Raw genomic sequence first — 19,572 nt, 5'->3', positions numbered from 1 at the left:
CAACCCAGGAAACCCGGAAGACAGAAAATCCAAGGAGTAGTCGCGACATGGCACTGACCGAGCAGGAGATCCTCGCGGGCCTCGGCAAGATCATCAACGAGATCACCGGCATCCCGGCCGACGAGGTCACCGCGGAGAAGAGCTTCGTGGACGACCTGGACATCGACTCGCTCTCCATGGTCGAGATCGCCGTCGCGGCCCAGGACGAGTTCGGCGTCGAGATCCCCGACGACCAGCTCAAGCACCTGAAGACCGTCAAGGACGTCATCAACTTCATCCAGGCCTAGTAACCCACCGTACGACGGCCGCGCGGACGTGCCCGCCCCGCCTCCGGCGAGGCGACAGGGCGCGTCCGGCCCCTTTCACGCCCCGACAGCAAGAGGAGTGCAGACAAGTGAGTAAGGACCGGGTACGTGTCGTAGTCACCGGGCTCGGCGCGACGACGCCCCTCGGTGGAGACGTCGCATCGACCTGGTCGGCGCTCCTCGAGGGGCGGTCGGGCATCCGCACGCTCACCGAGGACTGGGTCGACACCGTGCCGGTGAAGTTCGCCGGTGTGGCGGCCGTCGATCCCGGCGAGGTGCTTCCCCGGCCGGAGGCCAGGAGGCTCGACCGGGCCGAGCAGTTCGCCCTGATCGCCGCCAGGCAGGCCTGGCAGGACGCGGGCGCCCCCGAGGTGGACGGGGAGCGGCTGGGCGTGGTGGTCGGCAGCGGCATCGGCGGCATCGGAACGATCCTGTCCGCCTACGACCTCTACCGGGAGAAGGGCTGGAACCGGCTGTCGCCGTTCACCGTGCCCATGCTCATGCCCAACGGCTCGGCCGGTTGGATCAGCATCGAACTGGGCGCCAAGGCCGGCGCGCACGCCACGGTCAGCGCCTGCGCCACCGGCGCCGAGTCCATCGGCTACGGCATCGACATGATCCGCTCCGGCCGGGCCGACATCGTGGTCGCCGGCGGCACCGAGGCGGCGATCCACGGTCTGAACGTGGCGTCGTTCGCCGCGGCGCGGGCCATGTCGACCCGCAACGACGAGCCCGAGCGCGCCTCCCGCCCGTTCGACAAGGGCCGCGACGGCTTCGTGCTCGGCGAGGGCGCGGGCATCGTGGTGCTGGAGTCGGAGGAGCACGCCCTGGCTCGCGGCGCCCGCATCTACGCCGTGGCCGCCGGAGCCGGTTACACCAGCGACGCCTACCACATCACCGGGCTGGACCCGGACGGCAAGGGCGGCAGCGAGGCCATGCTCCGGGCCCTCAGGAACGCGGACCTCGCCCCGTCGGACGTCGTCCATGTCAACGCCCACGCCACGTCGACCCCGCTTGGCGACGAGATCGAGGCCCGTGCGATCAAGGAAGCCATCGGCGGCCACGCGATCGTCACCGCCACCAAGTCGATGACCGGCCACCTCCTCGGCGGCGCCGGCGGCATCGAGTCGATCTTCACCATTCTCGCCCTGCACGAGCGGCTCGTGCCGGCCATCGCGAACCTGGACGACCCGGCCGACGGCATCGAGGTCGACCTCGTACGCGGCGAACCCCGCAAGCTCGAGGGCGACCAGCTCGCCGCTATCAACAACTCCTTCGGGTTCGGCGGACACAACGTCGCCGTGGCCTTCACGACGTTTTGACAAGGGAGTCTCGAATGACTGTGCTGGACAGCAGAACGGTGGCCGACGCCGCCGAAGCGGCCGCCGTCGATCCCCGTGACCCCCTGGTGCGCCTCGGCCACCTGCTGGACGAGGGCTCCATCCGGCCGATCACCCCCGAGGACAAGAGCGGCGTGCTGGCGGTGACCGGTCGCATCGAGGGTGTGCCGGTCGTGGCGTTCTGCAGCGACGCGCGGGTCCAGGGCGGCGCGATGGGCGCGGAGGGCTGTGAGCACATCGTCCACGCCTACGACGTGGCCGTGCGTGAGCGAGTGCCCGTCATCGGCGTGTGGCACTCCGGCGGCGCCCGGCTCGCCGAGGGCGCGGAGTCGCTGCACGCGGTCGGCCGGGTGTTCGCCGCCATGACCAAGGCCTCCGGCATCGTTCCGCAGATCTCCGTCGTGGTCGGCCCGGTGGCCGGCGGCGGCGCCTACGGCCCGGCCCTGACCGACATCGTGATCCTGGCCGACAACGGCCGCATCTTCGTCACCGGGCCGGACGTCGTGCGCAGCGTGACCGGCGAGCAGACCGACATGGCCTCGCTCGGCGGGCCGGAGCCGCACAGCAAGCGCAGCGGCGTCGTCCACGTCGTCGCCAAGAGCGAAGGTGAGGCCCTGCTGAGGGCCCGCCAGCTCGCCTGCCTGCTCGGCCACCAGGGCCGGATGCGCGAGGTGGACGAGGTCGACTTCGGCAGCCTGCTCCCCGACAACCCCCGCCGCGCGTACGACGTGCACCCGCTGGTGAACGGGCTGCTCGACGAGCCCGGTGTGGAGCTGCACCCCAAGTGGGCGCCGAACATCGTCACCACCCTGGGCCGGCTCGGTGGCCGCACGGTCGGCGTCATCGCCAACAACCCCATGCGGCTCGGCGGCTGCCTCGACTCCACCTCCGCGGAGAAGGCCGCCCGATTCGTTCGGATGTGCGATGCCTTCGGGGTGCCGTTGGTGGTGCTCGTGGACGTGCCCGGTTACCTGCCCGGCGTCGGCCAGGAACACGACGGCATCGTCCGGCGCGGCGCGAAGCTGCTGCACGCGTTCGCCGAGGCCTCGGTGCCGAGGGTGACGCTGATCACCCGCAAGGCGTTCGGCGGCGCCTACATCGCGATGAACTCCCGCGCACTGGGCGCGACCCGCGTGTTCGCCTGGCCGACCGCCGAGGTGGCCGTCATGGGTGCGGTCGCGGCCGTCCGCGTCCTCAAGCGGCGCGAGCTCGCCGCCGCTCCCGAGGAGGAGCGCTCCGCGCTCGAGGCCCGGCTGGCCGAGGAGCACGAGAAGACGGCGGGCGGCCTCCAGCGCGCCCTCGACCTCGGCGTGATCGACGAGGTGATCGAGCCGGCCAAGGCGCGCGGCGCGATCGCCAGGGTGCTCGCCCAGGCCACCCCGGCCCGGGGCGCCCACGGCAACATCCCGCTCTGACGACGCGCCGAGAGCGCCGGTCCCCACCCCGGGGACCGGCGCTTTCGCGTTCTCCGGGAGCGGGCGTTCAACTGCTCAACGCTGGACGACAAGCCGGGCCCGGCTCGACCTCGTCTACCTGCGCGTGGGCGTGGACCTCGCCGCTCTGGACGGCCTCGCCTGATCCGGTCCGCCCGGCCCGTACGCCACGGACCGGGCGGACGCGGCCGAGGTCAGGACGTGAGCTCGGGAAGCTCCAGGTAGGACTTGCCGCGGACGAACCACTGGAAGTCGGCCGCGTTCCTGCCGCTCGGCGAGGGCAGCCCGGCCCGCAGGTTCACGGCGGTGTTGACCAGGCCCCAGTCGAGGCCGCAGCCCGACGCCTTCGGCACGGCGAACGTCGTGTCCTTGGCCGCGACCTTGAAGACCGGCGTCCCGTCGATCGAGGTCAGGTCCAGCGAGGTGACCTCGGGGTTCAGCACGATCGGAGCGGCGTCGCTCCCGATGTAGCACTTCTTGCCTAGCAGCGAGTGGATCATCCGGATCTTGATGCCGACACCTCCCGGGAAGATCGGGCCGGCCTCGACCTTCCCGGTGCCCTGGGTCTCCACGTACACATCGGTGAGTTTGGGCACCTCGAACGGCTTGCCGATGAGGCCGCCGGGCACCTTCATCCGGCCGCCGGCGACGCTGCCGAACGCCGCCGCCGTGCTGCCGTCGGCGAGCTTGCCCTGGGCCACGGTGATCCGCAGGGGCTCGCTGATGTCCTGGGTGATCGAGCCGAGCTTGATCGAGCCGCCCACGGTGATGATGAAGATGCAGCTCCAGGTGTCGGGCGTGGCACCGGCCGGAAGCCGGGGGCAGTCGGCCCAGTCGGCGTCGCTGGGGTGGTAGTCGTAGGCGGCGGCCGCCTGGGCGGGCGCCGCCGAGCCGGCCAGCAGCGCCGCCGCCGCCATGCCGATCGCCAGGCGCCGGGCACGAACGCTCATGGACTCCTCCTCGGATCCGCGTCGGGGGGTGCGGACGTGAATGAGTCCCGGTATATCTGCGAAAAAGACGACTTTCTATGCCAGTTTCACAAGGTGCAAGGGCGGATTGTTATCACGATCCGCAGAAAAAGGCGTCAGACGGCAGCGTGCAGCCAGCGGACCGGCGCTCCCTCACCCGCGTACCGGAACGACTCCAGCTCCTCGTCCCACTGCTTGCCGAGCAGGCGGTCGAGCTCCTCCTCCAGGACGACCCGCCCCTGGGCCGCCATCAGCATCACGTTGCGTAGCCGGTCCTCGGGAATCAGGATGTCCCCGTTCGCGCCGACGACCGCCGTGAAGGCGCCCAGCGTCGGCGTGTAGGCGTGCCGGGAGCCGTCGACGCCCGGCGAGGCGTCCTCGGTTATCTCGAAGCGGATGCGCTGCCAGCCCATGAGTGAGGACGTGATCGCCGCCGCCGTGCCGGGACGCCCCTCCCACTCGGCCTGGGCCCGCAGGGTCCCGGGCGCGGCGGGCTGGGCGGTCCACGTCAGGTCGACGGGTACGCCAAGAACGCCTGCGACGGCCCACTCGATATGCGGGCACAGCGCAGGCTGAGCCGAGTGGACGTACAGGACGCCACGAGCAGCAGCCACCGGACCTCCCAATTCGCATGAGGTGCGCCTTCCCCAACGGCCTCATACTTGGAATGATCACGGTTGGATGACTGTAGGAGAGACTACCGTCCGTCGCAGCCCGGCACCAGAGGGGGGTCATACCGATTGGTGCTTGGCGACCAACCGAATCGGGAAGGACGCGTTCCGTAACCATCACGGAAAGGCTCCCCGATGCGCAGCCGGCTCGTCGAACCCCTCCCAGGACGGCCCGTTCTCATCCGGCCGGACGAACTCCTGACCTCCTCCCCCGCCGCCGTCGCCCGGTGGGCCCTGGCCGCCGAGCCCCTTCCCGGCACCGGTCACGTCCACCGCGTACGGCTGCCGCCGGGCACCGACGTGATCGACCTGACGGCCACGCTCCGCGACCGCGGGCACCCGGCCTCCCCCAACCACGTCCTGTCGGGGCAGCCGCTGTTCTTCGGCGGGCCCGGCGGGCCGCCCGCGCCCGCGGCCGCGCCGCCGTACGAGCCGGGGGAGCCGTGCGAGGTCACCGTGGCGGTCCTCGACACCGGCCTGGCGCCGCACCCGTGGCTGGCGCGGTGGTACAGCGACGACGTCGCCGAGACGCCCGACGCGGACGGCGACGGCGTGCGTGACCGGCAGGCCGGGCACGGCACGTTCGTCGCCGGGCTGATCCTGCGGCACGCGCCCGGCGTCCGGCTGCGTGCCCTGCGCCTTCTCGACAGCGACGGCGTGAGCGACGAGGCGGCGCTGCTGCGCGCGCTCGCCGTGCTGCGCGGCGGGCGGGCCGACGTGGTGAACCTCTCCTTCGGCGGGCACACCTTCGACGACGCGCCGCCCCTCGGGCTGGCCGAGGCGCTCGCGGGCTTCCCCGCCGTCGTCGCGTGCGCGGGCAACACCGCGTCGCCGCGCCCCTTCTGGCCCGCGGCCCTGCCCGGCGTCGTCGCGGTCGGCGCGCTCGACGGGGACGCCAGGGCCGGTTTCTCCGCGTACGGCCCGTGGGTGGACGCCTGGGCCCCGGGCGTCGGCCTGACGAGCAGCTTCCTCGATTACGGCGACTTCCACGGCTACGCCGCCTGGAGCGGCACGTCGTTCGCCGCCGCCGTGGTCACCGGCGCACTCGCCCGCCTGTGCTGGGAGGTTCCACCGGACGAGGCCGTACGGCGCCTGCTCGGCAGCGGACGGCGGGTCGCGGATCTCGGGGTGGTCGTGACGAGCGGAGATCGGTAAGGTTCTTGTCACCATACGCTTCTCCCCGAGCGCGCAGAGTGACAGATGCCGACAGACGACTCATTCGCCACCATCGACCAGGCCGCCTGGGAGGACCTGGTCGCCCGATTCGACGGCAGGATGTGGGCGGTCGCCCGGGCGTTCGGGCTGAGCGCCGCCGACGCGGCCGACGCCGTGCAGGGCGCCTGGCTCCGGCTCGTGGAGAACGCGGGCGCCATCCGCGACCCGGAACGGATCGGCGCGTGGCTGGTGACCACCACGCGGCACGAGGCCGCCCGGCTCAGCCGCAGGGCACGCGGGGAGGTGGTCTCCGATTTGGACGTGCCGGACACGGCGCTGCCCGATCCGACGGCCGCGGTGGTGGACGCCGACTTCGGCAGGCAGGTGTGGCGCAGGCTCGACCTGCTCGGCGAGCCGTGCCGGTCGCTCATCCGCCTCTACGTGCTCCACCCCGAGGCGCGGTACGCCCAGATAGCGGTCCGCCTCGACCTGCCGGTCGGCAGCATCGGCCCCACCCGGGCCCGCTGCATGGCCCGCCTGCGCACCCTCGTGGAGGAGGAGACCCGGTGAGGGACGAATACCTGCTGGCGGCCCTGCGCATGGGAGCGGGCGCCGATCCGGTGCCCGAGGGCGTGTCGGCCGCCGCCCGGGCGGTCTTCGGCCTGCGGGTCCCCGGAGGCGTGCCCGCAGGACCGGTCGACCTTCCCGTGCCGCCGGGGTCCCGCTCCTCCGCCGAGGCCGGGACGGCGCAGCCCGGGGTCCGCCGCTTCAGCGCGGACGGCCTGGTCATCGACATCGAGACGGCCGTCACCGGCGGACGCATGGAGGTGGCCGGCCAGGTGACCCCCGCCCCCGGGCCGGACGCCAGGATCGAGGTGCGGACCCCGCACATCGGCAAGGTCCGGGTGCCCTCCGGCAGCGGCCACTTCGCGGTGGCCGGCCTGCCGCCCGGCTGGATCAGCGTCGTCTGCCACCGGCCCGGTCACCCGCCCGTCTTCACCCGCTGGATCCACGTACCCGCGTGACTTCTCGCATGGACCTCTTGCGCGTGTGCCTGCTTCACCGGGCCGAGGCCGCCGTGCGGCTTTCCGGAACCGACCCTCGGCTGGCCCTGGCGGAGGCGAGAGCCGTACTGGACCTGACCGCCGGCGCGTGCGGCGAGGCGGCGTCGGTGGCGCTGCGCGCGGCGGCGCTGGCGGCCCGCGAACTGGGCGACCTCGAACTCGCCGCAGAGCGGCTGGAGGAGGCGATCGCGGCGGGGCGGGGGTTCCCGCGCCGGGTGGCGCAGGCCCGGATGTCGCTCGTCACGGTCCGGGCCCAGCTCGGCGACCCGGAGGGCGGGCTGCGCCTCGCCGATCTCGCCGAGCGGGATCTGGCGGGAACGGACCTGGCGAGGCTCGGCGTGCAGCGGTCGGTCGCCCTGATCCTGCTGGGGCGGCACGAGGAGGCCGTACGGCACTGCGACAGGGCGATCGGCCTGCTGGACGGCGATTCCCGCTTCCGGGCGGGCGGGCTGCTGAACCGCGGCCTTGCCCGCGCCTACCTTGAGGAGTACGGCGAAGCCGAGGCCGACCTGGCCGAGTGCGCCCGGGTCGCGAGGTCGGCCGGCCTCGACCACGTCGCGATGCTGGCGGAGGGCAACCTGCCGTTCGTGGCCGCCCGGCGCGGCGACATCGCCGCGGCCTTCGCACGCTACCGCGCGGCCGAGACCACGTTGTTCGGCTACCCGGAACGGCTCGCCGCGATGCGCACGGACTTCGCCGAGGCGCTGGTGGCCGCACGGCTGCCCGGCGAGGCGCGCACGCTGCTCGAACAGGCCGTCCCCGAACTGGTCGCGGCCGGGGCGCAGGCGGCGGTCCCCGGCGCGCGGCTGCTGCTCGCCCAGGCCGCGCTCCTCGCCGGGGACGCCCCGCTGGCCGAGACGACGGCGCGCACGGCGCTCGCGGAGCTGGACGCACAGGGCAGGACGACCTGGCTGCCCCTGGCCAGGGAGGTCGTCCTGCGCGCCCGCCTCACGGAGGCACCCACCCCGCCGGCCGCACGCGCCGCGCCTCTGCCCGCGCCGGCCTCGCACGCGCACGACGCGGCGGCCGGGGACCTGGTCACCGGCGCGCAGGACGCGGCGGACGACGGCCTGGTCACCGATTTGATCGCCTGTGCCGACGACCTCGCGGCGTGCGGCTGGCCCGGGGCGTCGGCGGCGCTGCGGCTCACCGCCGCGGCGGCGGCCGTACGGCTGGGCGTGATCACGCGCGCCCGCCCGCAGCTCGACCGCGTCGCCGCCACCGCCACCCGCCCGCTCGTACGCTGGCACGCGGTGGCGATGCGGCACCGCCTGGACGGGGACCTCGACCTGGCCCTGGCGGCCGCGGCACGGGGCATCGAGGCCGTGCACACCCCGGGCGACGACGCCGGGTGCCGCGACCGCGACGTGGAGCGGGACGCGGAACTGCGGGTGCACGCGGCGCGGCCAGCCGAGGATCTCGCCGCGTTCGGCCTGGAGATCGCCCTCGACCGGGCGCTGCGGGCCGGAGACGCACTGACGGTGCTCGAATGGGCCGAGCGGTGGCGGGCGGTCGTGCGCGGCGCGGCGGCTCCCGCGTTCCGGCCGCCCGGCCCCCTGACCGGTGCCCTGCCCGACGGCGTGCCCGACAGCGTGCCTGAAGCCGTGCCCGCCGGCTTCGGGCTCCTCGTGGAGCTGGTGCGGCGCGGCGACGACCTGTTCGCCGTCACGGCCGGCCCCGGGGGATGCGTGCTGCGGGCGCTCGGCTCGTACCAGGCGGCGGTGGAGGCGACCGTACGGATCAGGTACGGCCTGCGCCGCCGCGCTCTGCTCGACACTCTGCGCGACACCCCATGCGACGCGGACGGCCTTCCCGGCGCGGCGGACGAGGCGGTCACCCACGAGCTGTCCGCTCTCGATCGCGTTCTGCTGTCCGGCCCCGGCACCCTCACGTCAGTGGGGAGCCCGCCCGGCGGGCCGGTGACGGTCGTGCCCACCGGAGCGTTGTGCACGCTGCCCTGGCCGCTGCTTCCCTCGCTGCGCGGCCGGCCGGTGTCGGTGGCGGCCGACGCAGCCGCGTGGCTCGCCCCGCGCCCGGGCCCGGCCGGCGCCCCTTTGGTGCTGTCGCTCGCGGGGCCGGGGCTCGACCACGCCGCGGCCGAGGCCGACATGGTCGCCGCCGCGCACGGGCGGGCGCGGCGCGTCGGCGCCACCAGGGCGGAGGTGCTCCGCGCGCTGGAGCGGGCCGACGTGCTCCACGTCGCCGCCCACGGGATGTTCAGCCCGCGCGGGCCCATGCTGTCGCAGATCACGCTCGACGACGGGCCGCTCATGGCCTACGACCTGCTGGCCGCGCGGCGGATCCCCCGCCTCGTCGTGCTGTCGGCCTGCGACGCCGGGATGGCCCACGCCCCGGTGGACGGCGCGGCGCTGGGCCTCGCCGGAGCCTTCCTCGACGGCGCCGCGCGCAACGGGGACGCCGCGTGCGTGGTGGCCGGTGTGGTGCCGGTGCGTGACGACGAGGCACTGGCAATCATGACGCTCTTCCACACGCTGCTGGCCGAGGGCCGCTCCCCCGCCGAGGCGCTGGCCCAGGCCTCCGAGAAGACGGCCGTGCCGGGATTCGTGTGCTTCGGCGCCGGCGACGTGCCTCTCGGCACGGGCTGACGGCCCGCTCCCCGAACAGAGCGGCGGGGTCAGCCGGTCGCGACCGGCCTGCCGGGGTGGGCGACCCAGTTGGACCACGAGCCGACGTACAGGGCGGCCGGCAGCCCGGCGATCTCCAGGGCGAGCACCTCGTGGGCGGCCGTGACCCCCGACCCGCAGTACGCGCCGACGGGCACGCCCTCGACCGCCCCGAGGCTGTTGAAGCGCTCGCGGAGGAACTCCCTGTTGTGGAACCGCCCGCCGGGCTCGACGTTCCCGGTGGTCGGGGCGCTGACCGCGCCCGGGATGTGCCCCGCCACCGGGTCGATCGGCTCCACCTCGCCCCGGTAACGCTCGGCCGCCCTGGCGTCGAGCAGCACGCCGTCGGCCGCCAGCGCGGCGGCCCGGTCGGCGTCGAGCACCGGCATCCCGCCCGGCCGGGCGGTGAAGTCGCCGGGAGACACGGGGGTCTCCTCCTTGGTCACCGGAAACCCGGCCCGGGTCCAGGCCCGCAGTCCGCCGTCGAGCACGCGCACGTCGCCGTGGCCGAAGTAGCGCAGCGTCCACCAGGCCCTGGCCGCCGCCGTCGAGTCGGCCTCGTCGTAGACGACCACCGGCCGGCCCTCGGACACTCCCAGGCGGCGCATCGCCTCCTGGAACGCCTCAGGCTCGGGCAGCGGATGCCGTCCGGCGGGCCCGGCCGGGGCGGCGAGGTCGGCGTTGAGGTCGCAGAAGACCGCCCCGGGGATGTGACCCTCGTGGTACGCCTCGACGCCGGGCGGTCCGCCCAGCCGCCACCGGACGTCGAGGATCGCGGCGTCGCCGATCGCGGCGAGCTCCTCAGGAGTGATCAGCGGGCTCATGCCATCCCCTCGCCTTCGGCTCGGTGCCGTACGGTGCCGCAAGCCATTGTGCCAAGCCGTCGCGCCTCAGGACGCGGTCGCGGTGAGCAGCGCGAGGATGTCGGCGGTGGCGCCGGTCTCGCCGAGACGCGGGAAGATCTTCTCGACGCTGTGCCGGTGGGCGTCGGGGTCGAGGTCGGTCATGGCGTCGGTGGCCAGAGTGACGTGATAGCCGTGCTCGTGGGCGGCGCGGGCGGTGGACTCGACGCCGATGCTGGTGGCCACCCCGGTCAGCACGATCTGGGTGACGCCGCGGCGGCGCAGGTGCAGGTCCAGGTCGGTGCCGTAGAAGGCCGACCAGTTGCGCTTGGTGACGACGATGTCCCCCGGATGTCCGGCCAGGTCGTCGGCGATCTCGTCCCATCCGTCGGGCCAGGCGCGCCCGGGGCGCGACAGCTCGGTGCGTCCGGGGACGGCGTCCGAGCCGTCGGCCGCGACGGTGACGCGGACGAGGACGACCGGCAGGTCGCGCGCGCGGAAGGCCTCGGCCAGCCGGACCGTCCGGGCGAGCACGTCCGCGGCGGGGTACGGGCTGCCGGGGGCGGCCAGCACGCCCTTCTGCAGGTCGATGACGACGAGCGCGGTTTTGGGATCGAGCGTGGTCACGGGCATGGAAATCTCCCTCTCTGATGTGCGGACAGGGGGTGGTCAGGTGCGGCCGACGCGGCTCAGCGACCGGTCGGCGAGGGTGCCGGCCAGCAGCAGCACCGAGACGCCCAGCAGGAGCAGGCTCAGGTGGTGCAGCCCAGGCGTGGTGGCGCCGTGCCGGTAGAACGTCGCGTTGGCGGCCGAGGCGCTCAGCGCGCCGAGATATCCGAACGTGCGCAGCAGCCCGGCGGAGGAGCCCATGCGGGCCGGGTCGGCCTGCGCGTACAGCGCGTTCTGGTTGGCCAGCCCGCTGAGACCCTGCGCGACGCCGACGAGCGCGCCGATCAGCGCCAGCAGCCACATCGGGCTTTCGGAGCCGGCCGTCAGCAGCGCGGCGCAGCCGGCGATCTGCGCCGCGGCACCCACGGCGAGCTTGCCGCGCACTTCGGCGCGGCGGCCGGTGAGGGCGGTCACGGCGATGGCCATCACCGACATGGGCAGGAGCAGCAGCCCGGCGGCCGAGGGGGCGAGCGACCGGCCGTCCTGCAGCCACTGGGGGAACCCATACATGAAGGCGTAGGAGGTCGTGTAGGCCAGCCACTGCCTGCCGTACGTGGCCAGCAACGGCAGGTTGCCGCCCAGCACCCGCGGGTCGAGGAACGGCTGCGCCACCCGCAGTTCCCGTACGGCGAAACAGGCTCCGGCGATCGCGACGATCACCAGCAGCCACCAGTGCCCCCACGCCGGGTTCATCAGGAACGTCATGAACGCCGTGAGCATGCCGGCGAACAACGCCATGCCGATCACGTCCAGTCCCCCGCCAGGCCGGGCGGCCCTGGAGAAGGTAGTGGCGTGGCGGGACAATCGCCGCGCGCCGAGCACGAGGCAGGCGGCCGAGAGCGGCACGTTGACGGCGAAGATCAGATGCCAGCCGCCCGCTCCGATGAGCAGACCGCCCAGGGTCGGCCCGATGACCGCGATGACCTGGTTGGAGATCGACAGCGCCGCCAGGATTCCGCTGGGACTTCGCATGCCGGTGCGGTCGGCCTCGGCCCGCAGCAGGAACATCGAGGCGGGGTAGGCGGCGGAGGTGCCGATCCCGAGCAGGACCCGGGACACGATCAGGACGTCCAGGCTGGGGGCCAGCACGCCCAGCAGCCCGGCGACGCCGACCAGCGCCGTGCCGGTCAGGTACAGCGGCCGCGGGCCGAACATGTCCACCAGCCGCCCGATGACCGGCTGACCGACCGCGGTGGCGAGGTAGAGCCCCGTCACCAGCCACGCGGTGTGCGCGGGCGAGGCGTGGAACCAGCGGCCGATCGGCACGAGCGCCACGGCCAGCATCGAGGAGTTGATCGGGTTCAGGACCGAGCCCAGGATCATCGGGGCGATCAGCTTGCGGTCGAAGCCACCGGCGTCCGACCGGCGCCAGGCCCGGGAGGCGGCCGGAAGCCGCGTCATGACTGGAGCCCGATCATGATTGGGCCACGGCGTCCAGCAGCGCCATCGCCTCGGTGATCGTGCGCAGCTGCGCTTCTGTGCAGTGTTCCTGCAGCGCCCGTGCGAGCCACGCCTCGCGCGCCCTGCGGTCGTCCAGGCGGCGCTCGCGCCCCAGTTCGGTCAGCGTGACGAGCTGACGCCGGCCGTCCTCGGGATCGCGGTGACGTTCGACCAGCCCGGCCCGTTCGAGTGCCTGGACGATCGCCGCCATCGACTGCGGCCTGACCCGCTCGGCCGCGGCCAGCTCGCTGGCCGAGGCCGGGCCGTGCTTGGCCAGCCGCACCAGCACGGAGACCTGGCCGGAGCTGAGGTCTCCCTCCGCGTCCAGCTCCCTCAGCCTGCGGACGAGCCGGCTGACCGCCACCCAGGCATCGCCGGCAGCCTGCGCCGCCGCCTCCGAGACGGCATCGCTCATGGCACACCTCCCAAAAAGACAGTCCAAACTGTACACCTGAAACTGTGCAGTCCAAACTGTCGATCGGAGGGCAAGCAGATCAGCGGCGGATCTCGCAGTCGCGTCAGCGACAGAATCTGCACGAGCCTCAGCGACAAATCGGCATCAGCGTCAGCGGCAAAACCGCACGAGCGTCAGCGACGAATCTCCACGAGCGGGACGTTCTGCTCGGCGGGGGTCAGCGAGCCGTGGTAGCCGATCATGGACGACTCCACCGGCTCCCCGGCCGAGGTCACGATCACGCACTCGCCGTACGGCACGGCCACCACGTCGCCGACGCGGCCGAGCCACTCGCGGCGGACGCGGGGGCCGAACCAGCCCGCGGAGACGGCCTCCTCGCGGGTGACCACCCAGGCCCGCCCGCGCAGGACCTCCCGCCAGGTCTCCAGCACCGCGGGGGCCGCTCCTGGGGAGGTGTAGACGTGGCGGGCGCGGGCCTCGCCGCCCAGCATGAGCACGCCCTCCCGCAGGTCGGAGCGGTGGTCCACATCCACCTTGTCGGCGGCGTTGATCATTCCGTGGTCGGCCGTGACGTACAGGACCGCACCCGGCGGCAGCGTCCCGGCGATGCGCTCGGCCATGCGGTCCACGACGGCGAGCTGTTCGAGCCACTCGCCGCCGCCCCACCCGCTGAAGTGCCCCACGCGGTCGACCTCGCCGTAGTAGACGGTGACGAACGTGGTCTCGCGCAGCGCCTGCCGCACGGCCTCGACGCGCTCGCCCGGGCTCTCGGCCGCCAGGTAGCGCATGCCCCGGTAGACGGCGCGGGTCAGTCCTGTGCCGTCGAACGAGGCGGGCGCCACGTAGGCGGGCTCGATCCCCGCCGCCGCCATGCGTTCGTAGACGGTCGGCGCGGGCTGCCACACGTCCGGGTCGATCGACAGGCCGGGGGCCGTCCAGCGCAGGCAGTTGAACAGCCGCCCCTCCCCCGGAACGGCCATCTGGATGCCGACCATGCCGTGCTCCCCGGGAGGGGCGCCGGTGCCCAGGGTGGCCAGGCTGGTCGGGGTCGAGGAGGGGAAGCCGGCCGTGAGCGTCCCCCGCAGGTGGGCCGACAGGAACGGTGCGGCGCCGGGGTGGGCGGCCAGGAGCTCGGCCCCGAGGCCGTCCACGAGGAACAGGCACACCCGCGGGGCCGGCTCCAGCGCCAGCGCGTTGTCAACCGGCAGCCCGAGGGAGGCGAGCAGCGAGCCCGGCAGATCGGCCAGCGATGCCGTGCCGTACGCGGGCACGTACGGCACGGGCGCGGCCGGCGACGCCATGGACGGCTCCCCGGGTAGAGCCCCCGAGGGCTGGGGGTCGATCACGTCACCTCCCGGCGGCTGGAGGGGGAACGGTCAGGCCGTCGCGGCCTTGGCGGTGGCCTCCGACAGCGCCTTCGCGAACGCCAGCACGTGGGTGACGGCCTCGGGACCGTCGGCCGCCTCGCTGACCCGCAGGGACAGGTCGTCGGCCGTGATCGCGCCGGTGTAGCCGTGGTCGGCCTCGCAGTTCTCGTCGCCGCAGGTCGCCGGTTCGAGATCGACGTGGGAGATCGCACCCCACCCGATCGTCAGCGTGACCTCCGTCGGGGGGACTCCCGGCACGTACGACGCGGGGTCGGGCACGACCCTGGTCACGGCGACCGACTGGATGCGGCTGAGCCGCACCGCCTCGGTGGTGGTGGAGGCGTGCGAGGCGGGCATGCCCTCGGCGGGCGGGTGCTCGTCGGTGTGGCAGACCAGCAGCCGGGTGGGTGAAAGGACCAGGACCGTGACGTGCCTGCGCACCTCCATCGCCGGGTCGAACGTGGCCTCGTGATGCACGACGTACGCCGTGACCGGCTCGTTGCCGAGCGCGGAGTCGACGGCGTCGGCCACCAGATCCGGGTAGTAGCCGCTGCGATCTATGGCCTCGCGCAAGCCCGCGGCGGAGACTCGGGTTTCCCTCATGGGTCCATCCTGCCCTGTAAGGGACACCGGTTTCACACCCCGACGGGACGGGTTTTCCGCCCACGGCGTGACGCCGGCCGATCAGCTCAGACGGCACCGATCAGCTCAGACGGCGCGGCCCGACGTCGGGACGCAGCGCGGTGACGGGCCGCAGGACGGCCCGCGCGCCCAGCACCGCCACTCCCGACGCGCCCACGAGGACCTGGTCGAGGTCCATCCTGGCGACCTCGGGCAGGGCGTCGGCCAGCAGCCCCACCCGCACCAGCAGCTCCTCCAGCGCCTCCACGGCCACCGCCTGGTAGCCGTACTCGCCGAACAGCAGCGGCGCGGCGCGGACCGTCCGCACCAGCCCTGCCGCGTCCTCGGCGGTGAGCGGCGCGAGGCGGTAGGCCTGGTCGCCGAGCAGCCGGGCGGTGACCTCGCCGAGGCCGAACGTGACGACCCCGCCGAAGTAGCGGTCCTGGGTCACGCCGACGACGGTCGGCACCGAGGGCTGCGGCGCCATGCGCTGCACCGCGAGCGGCGTGCCGGGCCCGAGGAGCGCGGCGAGGTCCGCGTACGCCTGCCGGACCCCGGCGGGCTCGGTGAGGCCGATGCGCGCGGTGCCGGCGCGGCGGGCGTCCTCCGGGTCGGCCGACTTGACCACCACGGGCCAGCCGACCCGCTCGGCCGCGGCGACGGCCTCCTCGGCGTCGGCGGCGACGTGCGCCGGCCACACCTCGATGCCGTAGCAGGCCAGCAGCGCGGTCGCGTCGATCTCCCGCTCCTCGCCGTCCGACCGCTCCTCGCCGTCCGACAGCGCGGCGGCGACGATCTCCCGCGCCGCGGCGGTGTCGATCCCCTCGACGGACGGGACCGTGCCCGGCGGCTGCCTGCGCCACTGGGCGTACCTCACGACGTGGGCCAGCGCGCGGACCGCCTCCTCGGGAGCGGGGTACGACGGGATCGACCCGCGCTGGGGGGAGTCGTCGCCGGAGCCGCCCGCCACGCGCAGCTCGGCCGGCATGCCCAGCTCGCCCTGGAAGGTCGCCAGCACCGGCTTGCCCGACTCCCGCGCGGCCTCCAGCAGCGCCTCGGCCACCTCGCGGCAGTCGCCGGGGATCGGCGGCATGTAGATCGCGACGGCGGCGTCCACCTCGGGCAGGACGCTCCGCAGGGCCTCGGCGAACTCGGCCGCGCCGGCGCGGGCGCCGAGGTTCACCGGCGGGCTCGGCTGCAGGCCGGCGCCGGCGCACGCCTCCTCCGCGAGCAGCGTGAGCGCGTCGGAGTTGCCGACCACGCCCACCCGCGGCCCGGCCGGCAGCGGCTGGTGTGCCAGGAGCTGGGCGACGTCGAAGAGCTGGACCAGGTCGTCCACCCGGATGACCCCGGCCTGCGCGAACAGCGAGCTCAGCGCGGTGTCGGGCAGCGCGAGCACGGGCGCGCGGTGCCCGCCGGGGACGCCGCGCGACTTGACCACCACGATCGGCTTGGACCGGGAGATCCGCCGGGCCAGCCGGGTGAACTTGCGCGGGTTCCCGATGGACTCCAGGTAGAGCAGGATCACGTCGGTCGCCGGGTCCTCCTCCCAGTACTGGAGGAGGTCGTTGCCGGACACGTCGGCCCGGTTGCCGGCCGAGACGAACGTCGAGATGCCCATGCCGCGCTGCGCCACCCGCTGCAGCAGGGCGGTGCCCAGCGCGCCCGACTGGCTGAAGAACCCGACCCTCCCCCGCCCCGGCAGGGTCGCCGCCAGCGTCGCGTTGAGCCGTACGGCGGGGTCGGTGTTGGCGATGCCCAGACAGTTGGGCCCCACCACCCGCATGCCGTACGCCCGCGCGATGCGGACCAGTTCCTCCTGCCGGGCCCGGCCCTCGGGCCCGGTCTCGCCGAACCCGGAGGAGACCACCACCAGGCCCTTCACGCCCTTCTCCGCGCACTCCTCGACCAGTTCGAGCACGCCCTCCGCGGGGACCGCCAGCACGGCGAGGTCCACCTCGCCGTCGATGGCCGACACGCTGCGGTAGGCCCGCACGCCGGCCACGGCCCGTACATGCCGGTGGACGGGGTAGACGGGGCCGGTGAAGTCGGCGGCGAGCAGGTTGCGCAGGACCGTCTGGCCGATCCCGCCCGGTTCGCGGCTCGCGCCGATGACGGCGACCGACTCCGGCGTCAGCAGGCGGGCGATCGAGCGCGCCTCGGCGCGGTGCTCGCGGGCGAGCCGGACCTCCAGCGCGGTCTCGGTGCTGGACAGGTCGAGCGTCATGCGCACGACGCCGTCCTCGAACTGGCTCTGCGCCGTGTAGCCGGCCTGGCGGAACAGGCCCATCATCCGGTGGTTGCCCGGCAGCACGTCCGCGATGAACGTCTTGATCCCGCGCTCGCGCGCGGCGGCCCGCAGGTGCTCCATCAGCACCGAGGCCACGCCCCTGCCCTGGTGGGCGTCCTCGACCAGGAAGGCCACCTCGGCATGGTCGTGCGGCCGCACCCGGTCATACCGTACGACCGCGACCATCTCGGTGCCGATCGTGGCGATCAGGGCGACCCGGTTGTCGTAATCGACGTTGGTGAACCAGACCACGTCCTTGTCGGTCAGCCGAGGCCGCGGCCCGAAGTACCGGAAGTAGATGGACTCCGCGGACAGGCGCGAGTAGAACGAGCGCAGCATGTCGGCGTCGTCCGGCCTGATCGGGCGGACGTGGGCGGTGCCGCCGTCGGACAGCACGACGTCCGCCTCCCAGTGGGCGGGGTACTGAGGGTGCACGCAATCGAGGCTAGCGTTGCCCGGCTTGGCCCGTATTGAGAGATTTCTTACGAGTGGCGGATCCGCTTTTCGAGTGCGCTTATAGGGGATCTACCAGCCCTGACGGGGCAAGTTGGGCAACGCTTGTGCATCGACTGTGCCCGTCTGTCCGCTCTCCACCCCACGACGCCCCTGGAAGCTGTTAGGTTTCTGGACGTCAGCCTCACAGCACGGAGAGGACGCCGCCCCTCCTAGGGCATGGCTCACCTCCACAAGCAGTTGGCAAGGTGGTGACATCATGACGCGGGTCGTCGTGGTGGGCGATCTCATGACGGACGCGGTCGCCCGCGCGAAGTTCCCTCTTGCTAGGGCGAGCGACACCCCGGCCGTCGTGACCATGCACGGTGGCGGCTCCGGCGCCAACATCGCCTCCTGGCTCGCCGTGGAGGGCTCGGAGGTCGCCTTCATCGGCCGCCGCGGCGCCGACATCACCGGCCGCAACCGCGACATGGAACTCATGGGCTACGGCGTGGACGCCCGGCTCGTCATGGATCCCGAGCGTCCGACCGGCACCTGCGTCGTGCTCGTCACCCACAAGGGCGAGCGGACCATGCTGTCCGACCCCGGCGCCAACGCCGCGCTGTCGCCCGAGGACCTGCCGCGCGACCTGTTCGGCGCCGGCGGCCACCTGCACATGTCGGGCTACACGCTGATCAACGAGGGGTCGCGCGACGCCGGCCTCGCCGCGCTCGACATGGCCAGGCGCGCCGGCATGTCGATCTCCGTGGACTGCGCCTCCTCCGCCCCGCTGGAGCGGACCGGCGCCGAGCCGTTCCTGGAGTGGACGGACGGCGCGAAGCTGCTGTTCGCCAACGCCGACCAGGCCAAGGTGCTCACCGGCAGGGACGACGCCGCCTCGGCGGCCAAGGTGCTGACCGCCTGGTTCCCGCAGGTCGTGATCAAGCTGAACGCCGAGGGCTCGCTCTGGTACTCCAACAACCGTCCCGAACCGGTCCGGGCGCCCGCCGAGGTCGTCGACCGGGTGGTGGACGGCACCGGCGCCGGTGACGCCTTCACCGCCGGGTTCCTGCCCGTCTGGCTGGACGGCAAGCCGGCCGCCGAGGCGCTGGCGGCGGGCAACGCCCTCGCCGCCAAGTGCATCTCCAACCTCGGCGCCCGCCCCCGTCTCTGACCCCGCGGTTCGGAACGGCCCAGCTCAGAACGGCCCAGCTCAGAGGAGCCCGGTTCAGAACGGGCTTCGCGCGAGCGCGACCGGCTGCGCGGGCCGAAGGCGGAGCAGCGGCACGAAGGCCAGCAGGAGCAGCGAGGCTCCCAGCGGGATCAGGTCCTTGCTCACCAGCGGGAGCACGGCCTGCACGAGCACCAGCGCGGGACTCCACCACGTCACCCGGCGCCCTGCGGCGAGCCGGGCAACCAGCGTGACCATGCCGGCGTAGAACAGCAACGGCACGACGGTGTAGACGACCGGCTCGACACCCGGGATCGCCTTGACAGCGTCGAAGCGCGGCCCCATCGCGTCGTGGTCGGCGGACAGGAAGCCGACCACGATGTCGATCGTGAACTGCGCGGCCAGCGCCATCGCCCCGGCGAGGCCGGCGGCGTAGCCCGCCGTGGCCGTCACGCCGCCGCCGGCCATCGTGCGGAGCCGCCCGAAGATCCGCACGAAGAGGACCAACGCGGCCAGGAAGAACAGGTGCCCCACGGTCCAGGCCAGGCCGGGCCCCCGGCTGCCGTCCAGACCGTCGGCCATGCGGGCGACCCCGTACGCGCCGACCAGGAGCGGAGCCGCGACAAGTGATCTCATGGCGACGAGTGTGCAGGCCGCGGCGCGCCGCCGGGATGGGGTGACGCCCCTGATTCACCCCTGACCCGTCCCCGAGCCCGGCCTCGGCTCACCGCCCCCTCGTGTCAGGGACGTCCCGGTCGTTGCCGG

At 73.5% G+C, this 19,572-nt stretch carries 18 protein-coding genes; 8 read left to right on the top strand and 10 right to left on the bottom strand.

Translation table 11 applies throughout. The features are described from left to right. The first annotated feature begins 47 nt into the window (after window positions 1-47). The 3 genes from ABZ857_RS22485 to ABZ857_RS22475 all read left to right on the top strand — a co-directional run bounded on the left by ABZ857_RS22485 (window position 48) and on the right by ABZ857_RS22475 (window position 3,060). Entirely contained in the window at window positions 48-287 is a 240-nt protein-coding gene (locus ABZ857_RS22485) for an acyl carrier protein (RefSeq protein WP_357045833.1), read from the top strand. Window positions 288-394: 107 nt separating this feature from the next. Further along, window positions 395-1,627: a beta-ketoacyl-ACP synthase II gene (gene fabF, locus ABZ857_RS22480; protein WP_357045831.1), complete on the top strand. Its 1,233-nt coding sequence runs from the start codon at window positions 395-397 to the stop codon at window positions 1,625-1,627. Between the two features lie 14 nt (window positions 1,628-1,641). Further along, the gene (locus tag ABZ857_RS22475) at window positions 1,642-3,060 is read left to right on the top strand and encodes a carboxyl transferase domain-containing protein (protein WP_357045829.1); all 1,419 of its coding nucleotides are present in this window, start codon (window positions 1,642-1,644) and stop codon (window positions 3,058-3,060) included. Window positions 3,061-3,272: 212 nt separating this feature from the next. Here the strand turns inward: ABZ857_RS22475 and ABZ857_RS22470 are convergent, their stop codons facing one another. Then, window positions 3,273-4,028, bottom strand: a complete 756-nt coding sequence (locus ABZ857_RS22470; protein ID WP_357045827.1) for a hypothetical protein — start codon at window positions 4,026-4,028, stop codon at window positions 3,273-3,275. A gap of 134 nt (window positions 4,029-4,162) precedes the next feature. Beyond that, on the bottom strand, window positions 4,163-4,660 hold the full coding sequence (locus ABZ857_RS22465) for a DUF3145 domain-containing protein (protein WP_179155579.1): 498 nt from the start codon (window positions 4,658-4,660) through the stop codon (window positions 4,163-4,165). Between the two features lie 192 nt (window positions 4,661-4,852). Between ABZ857_RS22465 and ABZ857_RS22460 the strand changes: the two genes are divergently transcribed. From ABZ857_RS22460 to ABZ857_RS22445, 4 genes are read left to right on the top strand one after another with little or no spacing between them, the layout of a single operon-like run. Then, window positions 4,853-5,872, top strand: a complete 1,020-nt coding sequence (locus ABZ857_RS22460; protein ID WP_357045825.1) for a S8/S53 family peptidase — start codon at window positions 4,853-4,855, stop codon at window positions 5,870-5,872. A 45-nt stretch (window positions 5,873-5,917) separates the two neighbouring features. Continuing rightward, window positions 5,918-6,442 (top strand): sigma-70 family RNA polymerase sigma factor, encoded by a 525-nt coding sequence (locus ABZ857_RS22455; protein WP_357045823.1) that lies wholly within the window; start codon window positions 5,918-5,920, stop codon window positions 6,440-6,442. After that, the gene (locus ABZ857_RS22450; RefSeq protein WP_357045821.1) at window positions 6,439-6,897 is read left to right on the top strand and encodes a hypothetical protein; all 459 of its coding nucleotides are present in this window, start codon (window positions 6,439-6,441) and stop codon (window positions 6,895-6,897) included. Before ABZ857_RS22455 ends, ABZ857_RS22450 begins: the two co-directional genes overlap by 4 nt. A gap of 8 nt (window positions 6,898-6,905) precedes the next feature. Beyond that, the gene (locus ABZ857_RS22445; protein WP_357045819.1) at window positions 6,906-9,542 is read left to right on the top strand and encodes a CHAT domain-containing tetratricopeptide repeat protein; all 2,637 of its coding nucleotides are present in this window, start codon (window positions 6,906-6,908) and stop codon (window positions 9,540-9,542) included. Window positions 9,543-9,571: 29 nt separating this feature from the next. Here ABZ857_RS22445 and ABZ857_RS22440 read toward each other — a convergent pair whose 3' ends face one another. The 7 genes from ABZ857_RS22440 to ABZ857_RS22410 form a co-directional block, all read right to left on the bottom strand. Continuing rightward, complete coding sequence (locus ABZ857_RS22440; protein ID WP_357045817.1) at window positions 9,572-10,384, bottom strand: sulfurtransferase; 813 nt, start codon at window positions 10,382-10,384, stop codon at window positions 9,572-9,574. A 66-nt stretch (window positions 10,385-10,450) separates the two neighbouring features. After that, window positions 10,451-11,035, bottom strand: coding sequence for a hydrolase (locus tag ABZ857_RS22435; protein WP_357045815.1), 585 nt, complete (start codon window positions 11,033-11,035; stop codon window positions 10,451-10,453). 36 nt (window positions 11,036-11,071) lie between these two features. Beyond that, a complete protein-coding gene (locus ABZ857_RS22430) occupies window positions 11,072-12,472 on the bottom strand; it encodes an MFS transporter (protein ID WP_357045813.1) in 1,401 nt (466 codons plus the stop codon). Window positions 12,473-12,485: 13 nt separating this feature from the next. Further along, window positions 12,486-12,926 (bottom strand): MarR family transcriptional regulator, encoded by a 441-nt coding sequence (locus tag ABZ857_RS22425; protein ID WP_357045811.1) that lies wholly within the window; start codon window positions 12,924-12,926, stop codon window positions 12,486-12,488. A 173-nt stretch (window positions 12,927-13,099) separates the two neighbouring features. Continuing rightward, window positions 13,100-14,272: a nucleotide pyrophosphatase/phosphodiesterase family protein gene (locus ABZ857_RS22420; protein WP_357045810.1), complete on the bottom strand. Its 1,173-nt coding sequence runs from the start codon at window positions 14,270-14,272 to the stop codon at window positions 13,100-13,102. A gap of 30 nt (window positions 14,273-14,302) precedes the next feature. Beyond that, a complete protein-coding gene (locus tag ABZ857_RS22415; protein ID WP_357045808.1) occupies window positions 14,303-14,896 on the bottom strand; it encodes a DUF5998 family protein in 594 nt (197 codons plus the stop codon). Window positions 14,897-14,996: 100 nt separating this feature from the next. Next, window positions 14,997-17,639, bottom strand: coding sequence for a GNAT family N-acetyltransferase (locus ABZ857_RS22410; protein WP_357045806.1), 2,643 nt, complete (start codon window positions 17,637-17,639; stop codon window positions 14,997-14,999). A gap of 277 nt (window positions 17,640-17,916) precedes the next feature. Between ABZ857_RS22410 and ABZ857_RS22405 the strand changes: the two genes are divergently transcribed. Further along, entirely contained in the window at window positions 17,917-18,810 is an 894-nt protein-coding gene (locus ABZ857_RS22405; protein WP_357045804.1) for a sugar kinase, read from the top strand. Window positions 18,811-18,864: 54 nt separating this feature from the next. Here the strand turns inward: ABZ857_RS22405 and ABZ857_RS22400 are convergent, their stop codons facing one another. Then, window positions 18,865-19,443, bottom strand: a complete 579-nt coding sequence (locus ABZ857_RS22400; RefSeq protein ID WP_357045802.1) for a hypothetical protein — start codon at window positions 19,441-19,443, stop codon at window positions 18,865-18,867. Window positions 19,444-19,572 lie beyond the last annotated feature (129 nt).

Origin of the sequence: Microbispora sp. NPDC046933, assembly GCF_040644635.1 — a bacterium.
Lineage (GTDB): Bacteria > Actinomycetota > Actinomycetes > Streptosporangiales > Streptosporangiaceae > Microbispora.
Note: the sequence above shows the minus strand (reverse complement) of the source record. Positions and strands in the feature narration are given on the sequence as shown.